The following is a 7,543-nucleotide window of genomic DNA, read 5'->3' on the forward strand; positions in this document are numbered from 1 at the left end:
GAATCCCCACCGCCTGGTCGATTCCCCACCGCCTGACAAAAACACCCACCAAAGCGTGGGGTCTCGCGGCTTTTGTGGGAGCACGACGATGCCGTGGGGTTTCGCTGCACAGGCCAGGGTCGGCGACTCCACACCCAGCCATGTCGGTCGACGACGCTGCCCTGTCATCCACAGATTGACGAACAAGGGGGTGTTGGCGCGTCCGGACCACGGCATGCTCCGTGCATGAGAACAACATCCACACATCGAACTCTGGCCGCTGGTGCCGCGGACCACAACCAGGCCTCCAGCAGTCTGAATCTGGACCGGCTTCTCACGGGGGAAGAAGTCCTCTCCGCCCTGGGCCGATACCCTCGAGCTGATCACGACGGGCGCGACCAGAAATTCGGCTTGCTCCGCATTGAACGGAACGTATGGGCCCCGCGCTCGTGGTGGCTGTCCTTGAAGCCGTGGCAGCGATGCGAACAAGAACACTATGCACTGAGCATGGCTGCGCGACGTCCTCTGATCTTCTGTCGGGAGTCGGCTGCGTTGCTCCATGGGTGGCCCGTGCTGACCCTGCCGCGTAAGGCGCACACGATCATTGGGCACCATGGCACAGGGAGTCATCGCACGGACCGCTGTGTCCAGGCTCATTCATGGTCCTTGGGGACAGCTGAGGTCCAAACCTTGGGTGGTGCTTTCGTGACCACACCTGCTCGAACCGCCGCTGATTGTTCGCGAGAGCTGGCGGTGCGTGACGCCGTCGTTGTTCTGGACCACTATGTGCGGGTTGGCGGAACGCGTGAAGCAGTTGAAGCGGTCCTACAGGTGGTGCCAAACCGCCGAGGCGTTCGGCGGGCCCTTGCCGCTCTGGCCCGTTCCAACGGTTTGGCAGAGTCTCCCGGGGAGACGCTGACTCGGCTCGTGCTGGAAGACCACGCGCTGTTGGGGTTCGAACAGCAGGTGACGATCGCGACCGCAGGTGGCCGGCACCGGGTTGATTTCGCGTGGGTCAAGGAAAGGGTGGTTCTGGAGTTCGACGGCGGGGTGAAGTACATGGGCCAGTTCGGGACCCCTGAGGCCATGATTCGCGCGGAGCGGCAAAGGGAAAAGGACTTGACCAACGCCGGATGGCGGGTGATTCGAGTCAACTGGGACACGATCGTACGGTCCCCGCTGGTTCTGGTGGAGTTGCTGCGGGCTGAGTTGGGCCGCGTGGGCAGATGAGCCTGGTCCAGTTCCCACCGCGTGGTTGACCTCCCACAAAACCCGCAGAACCCCACGCTGTGGGCGGTGATGTCGCAGCCCGGTGGGGAATTGGCAGCACAGTGGGATGCAGAACGGCCCGCCACCGTGAGGTGACGGGCCGTTGGATCTGAGCCTCCTGCCGGAATCGAACCGGCGACCTATTCATTACGAGTGAATCGCTCTACCGACTGAGCTAAGGAGGCGCTGCACGGGGCATCGCATAACGGTGCTGTCCAGCGCGCACGTTACTTTAGCACCGCCGCGCGCCCAGACCCCAAATCGCCCAGACCCCGAATCACGACGCCGCCCGCTGACCTCCCGCTCGCCGGCCACCTGCATCGCGCCGATCCCGTGCAGGCAGTGAGAGCGGATTCCGTCAGAGACGTGCTGGACTGCCAACGGCAGGCTTCAGTCCGAGATGGCGGGGTCCGGCCGTCATCCACAGACTTGCCCTTCCTCCGGCACATCACCGTCTACCAGGTACGTGTTGACTGCTTCCACCACGCACGAATTGCCGCTGGTGTAGGCACCGTGACCCCAGCCGTCGTAGGTCAACAACCGTGCGTTGCCCAACTGTTCTGTCAGTGCCTCGGCCCACGGGTAGGGGGTGGCCGGATCGTGTTGGGTGCCCACCACCAGGATTTGGGAGTCGCCGTCATAGGTGGCAGGTTCCGCGGAATGCACGGGAGCCACCGGCCAGTCCTGGCAGGCAGCATCCGCGTATCCCAGGTACTGGCCGAACACGGGTGCTGCAGCTTGTAGTTCGTCCTGGTCGTCGTTCATCTGCTGGTCCGTGACGTCACGCGTGTTGTAGTCCAGGCAGTTGACCGCGGAGAACGCAAAGGTGGAGTTGCCCCGGTAGGAGCCGTTGCTGGTGCGCCCGTGATTGGCGTCAGAGAGTCTTTGCAGCGCTGAGTAGTCACCGTCTTGGGCATCGCGCAGCGCCAGGTTGAGTGTGCCGTAGGAGGCGGGACTGTAGAGCGGAACCAGAACACCTTCTGCTGCAGTCACGGTGCTGACCGTGCGGCCCCCTGCGGTGATGGTGTGCTCCAGGGTGCGGTCAAGGATGGTCTGGATCTGTTCCAGACCATCATCCACAGAACCGTCCGTGAAGCACATGTTGTTGTTTTCCGTGCAGTCGCGGACAAACTCCCGCAGGGACTCGTCAAAGGAGCGGGCCTGCCCCAACGTGATCTGGCTGCTGGTCAAGGACGGGTCCACGGCTCCATCCAACACAAAACGTCCCACGCGTTCCGGGAAAAGCTGGGCATAGGTGGATCCCAGCTGTGTGCCGTAGGAGAAACCCAGGTAGTTGGTCTGCGCATCTCCAAGGACTGCACGCATGACGTCCATGTCCCGCGCCACGGATTCGGTGTCCATGTGCTCCAGCACCGGCCCGGAGTTCTCCTGGCAGGCCTGCCCCACGGTGCGGTACTCCTCACGGATCACATCAATGGAGTCGGTCTCCGGATCAAAGGTGGAGTTCTCCCGCCATTGATCCAGCTCGGAATCACTCAGGCATGTGATCCCGTCAGACCTGAACACACCGCGTGGATCAAAGGACACCACCTGGTAATTGTCCAGAACGTCCTGGCTGAACAGCGTGGAGGCGTACTGCATGAAGTCCACACCAGATCCACCGGGGCCGCCGGGATTCATGAGCAAAGAGCCTTGTGCGGCGTTTCCGCTACCTGTGGTGCGGGCCATGACCACCGTGGTGGTCTCACCCTGCGGGTCCGCGTAATCCACGGGGACGGTCAGATCGGCGCATTCCAGATCCGTGCCGTTGTCCACCTGGCCACACTCGCCCCAACTCAGCTCCTGTTGGTAGAACTCGGACAAGGCCGCATCCGTTCCATCCAGGGCATCGGGGGAGGAATCGGTGGAGTCGGCACTGCCACCCTGTGAGCACCCCACCAACAACACGGCGGCACCGATCCCGGCCGCCAGGGCGCGCCCGGCCTTTCGGTTCACCACCCACTTCACAGCAGTGACACCGCCATGGCTTCAAAAGCCAAACCCGCTGCCGCGTTGGTGCGAATCCGGGCCCGGGTCCGGCTGATCACGTCAATCCGTTTCAAGGATTCCTCCGGTGCGCTGTTGAGGGCGTAGTCACGTAGATCTTCCGCCAGGTGGGTGTTGATCAACTCGGATCCGGTTCCCAACTGCACGGTGAGCACGTCCCGGTAGAACGTGGTCAGGTCAATCAGAAAACGATCCAGGGTGTCCGTGCGGATCCGCTTGGCGCGGCGCTTCTGATCGTCCTCCAGCCGCTTCAGCGCACTGCGCACGTTCGGTGGCATCCGGCCAGATTCAGGGGCCCCCAGGGCCACCAAAAGATGAGCTTTTTCGTCCTCGTGACGAGCTTGCGCATCAGCTGCGGCTTCCTCTTCCGCAAGCTTGGTCAGCCGGTCTGCTTCCCGGACGGCATCGGCAACGCCGCCCAGGCGCAGGGGCATTTCCACCACTTGGCGTCGCCTCTGGCGGGCGTCGTCGTAGTGAGCGAGCCTGCGGGCCACGCCCACGTGCGACTGCGCAAGCCGCGCACACTCCATGGCCAACGGTGCTGGAACACCGTCACGGGTTTCCAGCAGATGCGCCACGGCATCCACGGGCGGGATCCGCAAGGTCACCGGACGGCAACGGGACCGGATGGTCACCAACACATCCATGGGGCTGGGGGCGCACAGCAGCCAGATGGTGTTGGGCGGCGGTTCCTCAATGGCTTTGAGCATCACGTTGGAGGTGCGTTCCACCATGCGGTCCGCATCTTCCACCACCAACACGCGCCACCGGCCCACGGATGGTTTGTCCTGCGCGCGAACCACCAGCTCGCGGGCATCATCAATGCGGATCTCGTTGTGCTCGGTGCGGAAGTGTGTCAGATCCGCGTGTGATCCGGAGGCCACCGTGCGGCAGGCGGCGCAGTGGCCGCAGCCGCGCTGAGCGGGATCGGTCTGCTCACACAACAGGGCTGCGGCCAAGGCCAGGGCAGCGCTGGACCGGCCAGAACCAGGTGGTCCGGTGAACAGCCAGGCATGGGTGGGGTTTGGGTCCTGTGCTGCACGCTGCAGTTGGTGCACCACGGAATCCTGACCCACCAGTTCATCCCAGACACTCACGGTGTGCTCCGTCCGGCAGCCGCCTGATCACCCAGATTGCGCTCCGCAAGCAACTGTGTGACACGCTCACTGATCTGCTGCGCAAGCACGGGAATGGGCTGATCAGCGGCCAGGACCAGGTAGCGCTGCGGCGAATCCTGAGCCAGCGCCAAAAAGGCTTGCCGGACGTCATGGTGGAAGTCCTGGGACTCCTGTTCCATACGGTCCTCAGCGCGGGTGGAGCGGCGCTGCCGTCCCGTGGCAGCACTGACGTCCAACAGCACCGTCAAATCAGGCATCACGCCGTGAACGGCCCACGCGTTGAGATCCCGGATCACGGAGGTACCCAGTCCACGGCCGGCACCCTGATAGGCCACGGAGGAGTCCAGGAAACGGTCCGTGATCACCACGGCGCCGCGTTCCAGGGCGGGTCGGATCACGGTCTCCACGTGGGAACTGCGGGATGCGGCAAACAGCAAGGCCTCCGTGCGCGGGTCCACGGGGGCGAACTGTGGGTCCAGCACCAGATTCCTCAGGCGTTCACCCAGATCGGACCCCCCTGGTTCACGCGTGGTCAGCACTTCCAGGCCACCCTGGGCAAGGCCGCGCGCCAGGCGCTTGATCTGCGTGGACTTTCCGGCACCGTCACCACCTTCCAGCGCAATGAACAATCCCACGCGCGGCACCGAAGGATCAGGCTCACCTGCGGCGGATCCGAGGGGGTAGCGGGGAAAGTCGGCGGAAGTCACGGCACAACTGTAACGGCGGGAACAGACAACACAGCGCTCGGATCTAAGGTTGTGGACATGGCCGAAACTCATGATCTGCACCCGGACACCGTCGTCGTCGCCGGGGGGCGCCCCGCGCCTGCTCACGATGCCCCCGTCAGCCCCTCCTTGGTGCTGACCTCCACCTACAGAGGCATCAGTGACATGACTGATGCGGACCGCGGTTACGCACGCATGTCCAACCCCACCTGGGACGACTTTGAGGGTGTCCTGGGCCGCCTGGAAGGTTCGGACCTTCCCGCTCTGGCCGTGGCCTCCGGTCTGGCTGCGGTTGCCGCGGTCATGTCCCTGGTGCCTGCCGGGGGCCGGGTGGTCATGCCCACGCACGCCTACCAAGGCTCCCAGGTCCTGGTTGACGACGCCGCTGCCGCCGGTCACCTCACTGTGACCCGAGTGGACGTCACGGACACCCAGGCAACGCTGGAAGCGGCCCGTGGCGCGGATCTGCTGTGGCTCGAATCGCCCACCAATCCCATGCTGGAGATCGCGGACCTTCCCGCTCTGCTGGCCACCACCCGCCGGGAGGGCATTCTGACCGCGGTGGACAACACCTTTGCCACCCCGCTGCTGCAGCAACCGCTGGGCCTGGGGGCGGAGATCGTGATCCATTCGGTGACCAAGTACCTGGCAGGGCACTCGGACGTCGTGCTGGGGGCCGTGGTCACCTCCAACCCTGAATTGCGCGCCACGCTGCAACACCACCGGAGCATCCACGGGGCCGTCGCCGGACCTTTCGAAACCTGGCTGGCGTTGCGCGGGGTACGCACCTTGGCCCTGCGCGTCGAGCGCAGCAACCAGACAGCCCTGGAGCTGGCCGGCCGCCTGGACCAACACCCCGCCGTGTCCCGGGTTCGTTACCCCGGCCTGCCCCAGGACCCCGGCCATGAGCGTGCCGCAGCGCAGATGCGCGGGGGTTACGGCGCCGTCATCAGCATGGAGCTGGACACGGACGCCGCCGGTGCACAGCACGTGGTGGAGGCCTTGGGCCTCTGGACCCCGGCAACGTCCCTGGGCGGGGTGGAATCGTTGATCGAACGACGACGCCGCCACCACGACGAACCTGACTCCGTTGCCGAATCCCTGCTGCGACTGTCTGTGGGAATCGAGAACGTGGAGGACCTGTGGGCGGATCTGACCCAGGCGCTTTCGACCGTTAAGCTCGGGTCATGATTTCTTCACCCTTCCACTTCCTGATTGCCCAAGTTGTCTCCTGGAGCAACGTGGCGGTCCTGGTGTTCGTTGCGGTGATCTGCTCTCTTGCCTTCATCCACTGCCTGACCCGGACCAAGGCTGTCCAGTTCGAACGTGCGTTCAAGCGCACACGGAACTTCTGGTTGGCCGTCACGGGTGCATGTTCTGCCGTGACCGTGCTCAGTGCGGTGCCGGCCCTGATGGCGGCGGTCTCGGGCGGTCTGAACCTGGGTGGTGGCTACTTCATCGCCTTGCTCACCGCCACCGTGTGTGGTGTCTACCTGGCGGACGTCAAGCCCGCCGTGGATGTGGAGTCCCAGGGCCCCTCCGCCTGGTGAGTTGGCGTGGCCTGAGCCTTAACTCTCAGACACAGGGCGGCAACTTGGTCTCAAGCACCGTGTGCCCGATGAAATACTGAGGTCATGGCTACTGAAGCAAAGTACAAGCTGATCCTGCTGCGCCACGGGCAGTCGGATTGGAACGAGAAAAACCTGTTCACCGGTTGGGTGGACGTCCCGCTGACGGAGAAGGGCAAGCAGGAGGCCGCACGCGGCGGAGAGCTGCTCAAGGAGCGCGACATCCTCCCGGACATCGTGCACACCTCCCTGTTGCGCCGCGCGATCATGACCGCCAACCTGTCCCTGGACTCGGCTGACCGCCACTGGATCCCGGTCAAGCGGTCCTGGCGCCTGAACGAGCGTCACTACGGCGATCTGCAGGGCAAGGACAAGACCCAGGTCCGTGACCAGTACGGTGAAGAGCAGTTCATGACCTGGCGCCGTTCCTACGACGTCCCGCCGCCCGAGCTGGACGACAACGACGAATACTCCCAGGCTCACGATCCCCGTTACGCAGACGTTCAGAACGCCCCGCGCACCGAGTGCCTCAAGGACGTCCTGGAGCGTTTCCTGCCGTACTGGGAGGAGCAGATCGTTCCGGACCTCAAGGCTGACAAGACCGTGCTGGTGGCTGCCCACGGCAACTCCCTGCGCGCACTGGTCAAGCACCTGGACGGCATCTCGGATGATGACATCGCCGGGCTGAACATCCCCACGGGCATCCCGCTGTACTACGAGCTGGATCAGAACTTCAAGCCCGTCACCCCCGGTGGCGAGTACCTGGACCCGGAGGCAGCTGCTGCCAACATCCAGGCCGTGGCCAACCAGGGCAAGAAGTAACCCCTCAACCACAGACAACGACGCCGACACTCACGTGAGTGTCGGCGTCGTTGTC

The 7,543-nt window shown here is 64.2% G+C and carries 7 protein-coding genes and 1 tRNA gene; 4 read left to right on the forward strand and 4 right to left on the reverse strand.

Features of this window, described 5'->3' with window-relative positions:
• The first annotated feature begins 684 nt into the window (after positions 1 to 684).
• Positions 685 to 1,209, forward strand: a complete 525-nt coding sequence (locus tag L979_RS16350) for an endonuclease domain-containing protein (protein ID WP_197052141.1) — start codon at positions 685 to 687, stop codon at positions 1,207 to 1,209.
• A 151-nt stretch (positions 1,210 to 1,360) separates the two neighbouring features.
• On the opposite strand, the gene L979_RS11260 is transcribed toward L979_RS16350, so the two are convergent.
• From L979_RS11260 to tmk, 4 genes are all read right to left on the reverse strand, one after another.
• A tRNA-Thr gene (locus L979_RS11260) sits at positions 1,361 to 1,433 on the reverse strand.
• A gap of 232 nt (positions 1,434 to 1,665) precedes the next feature.
• Complete coding sequence (locus L979_RS11265; RefSeq protein WP_047692313.1) at positions 1,666 to 3,204, reverse strand: alpha/beta hydrolase; 1,539 nt, start codon at positions 3,202 to 3,204, stop codon at positions 1,666 to 1,668.
• Positions 3,205 to 3,212: 8 nt separating this feature from the next.
• On the reverse strand, positions 3,213 to 4,352 hold the full coding sequence (locus tag L979_RS11270; RefSeq protein ID WP_047692307.1) for a DNA polymerase III subunit delta': 1,140 nt from the start codon (positions 4,350 to 4,352) through the stop codon (positions 3,213 to 3,215).
• Entirely contained in the window at positions 4,349 to 5,080 is a 732-nt protein-coding gene (tmk, locus tag L979_RS11275) for a dTMP kinase (RefSeq protein ID WP_369792994.1), read from the reverse strand. Before tmk ends, L979_RS11270 begins: the two co-directional genes overlap by 4 nt.
• Before the next feature lie 57 nt (positions 5,081 to 5,137).
• Here tmk and L979_RS11280 point away from each other — a divergent pair, with 57 nt between their 5' ends.
• The 3 genes from L979_RS11280 to L979_RS11290 all read left to right on the forward strand — a co-directional run bounded on the left by L979_RS11280 (position 5,138) and on the right by L979_RS11290 (position 7,488).
• The gene (locus tag L979_RS11280; protein WP_156125561.1) at positions 5,138 to 6,289 is read left to right on the forward strand and encodes a PLP-dependent aspartate aminotransferase family protein; all 1,152 of its coding nucleotides are present in this window, start codon (positions 5,138 to 5,140) and stop codon (positions 6,287 to 6,289) included.
• Positions 6,286 to 6,648 carry a DUF2516 family protein gene (locus L979_RS11285; protein WP_047692310.1) on the forward strand — a complete coding sequence of 121 codons (363 nt, stop codon included), beginning with the start codon at positions 6,286 to 6,288 and terminating at the stop codon, positions 6,646 to 6,648. Before L979_RS11280 ends, L979_RS11285 begins: the two co-directional genes overlap by 4 nt.
• A gap of 84 nt (positions 6,649 to 6,732) precedes the next feature.
• On the forward strand, positions 6,733 to 7,488 hold the full coding sequence (locus tag L979_RS11290) for a phosphoglyceromutase (protein WP_047692311.1): 756 nt from the start codon (positions 6,733 to 6,735) through the stop codon (positions 7,486 to 7,488).
• The last annotated feature ends 55 nt before the right edge of the window (positions 7,489 to 7,543 follow it).

The organism is Kocuria sp. ZOR0020 (assembly GCF_000800955.1).
Taxonomy (GTDB): Bacteria; Actinomycetota; Actinomycetes; order Actinomycetales; family Micrococcaceae; genus Kocuria; species Kocuria subflava.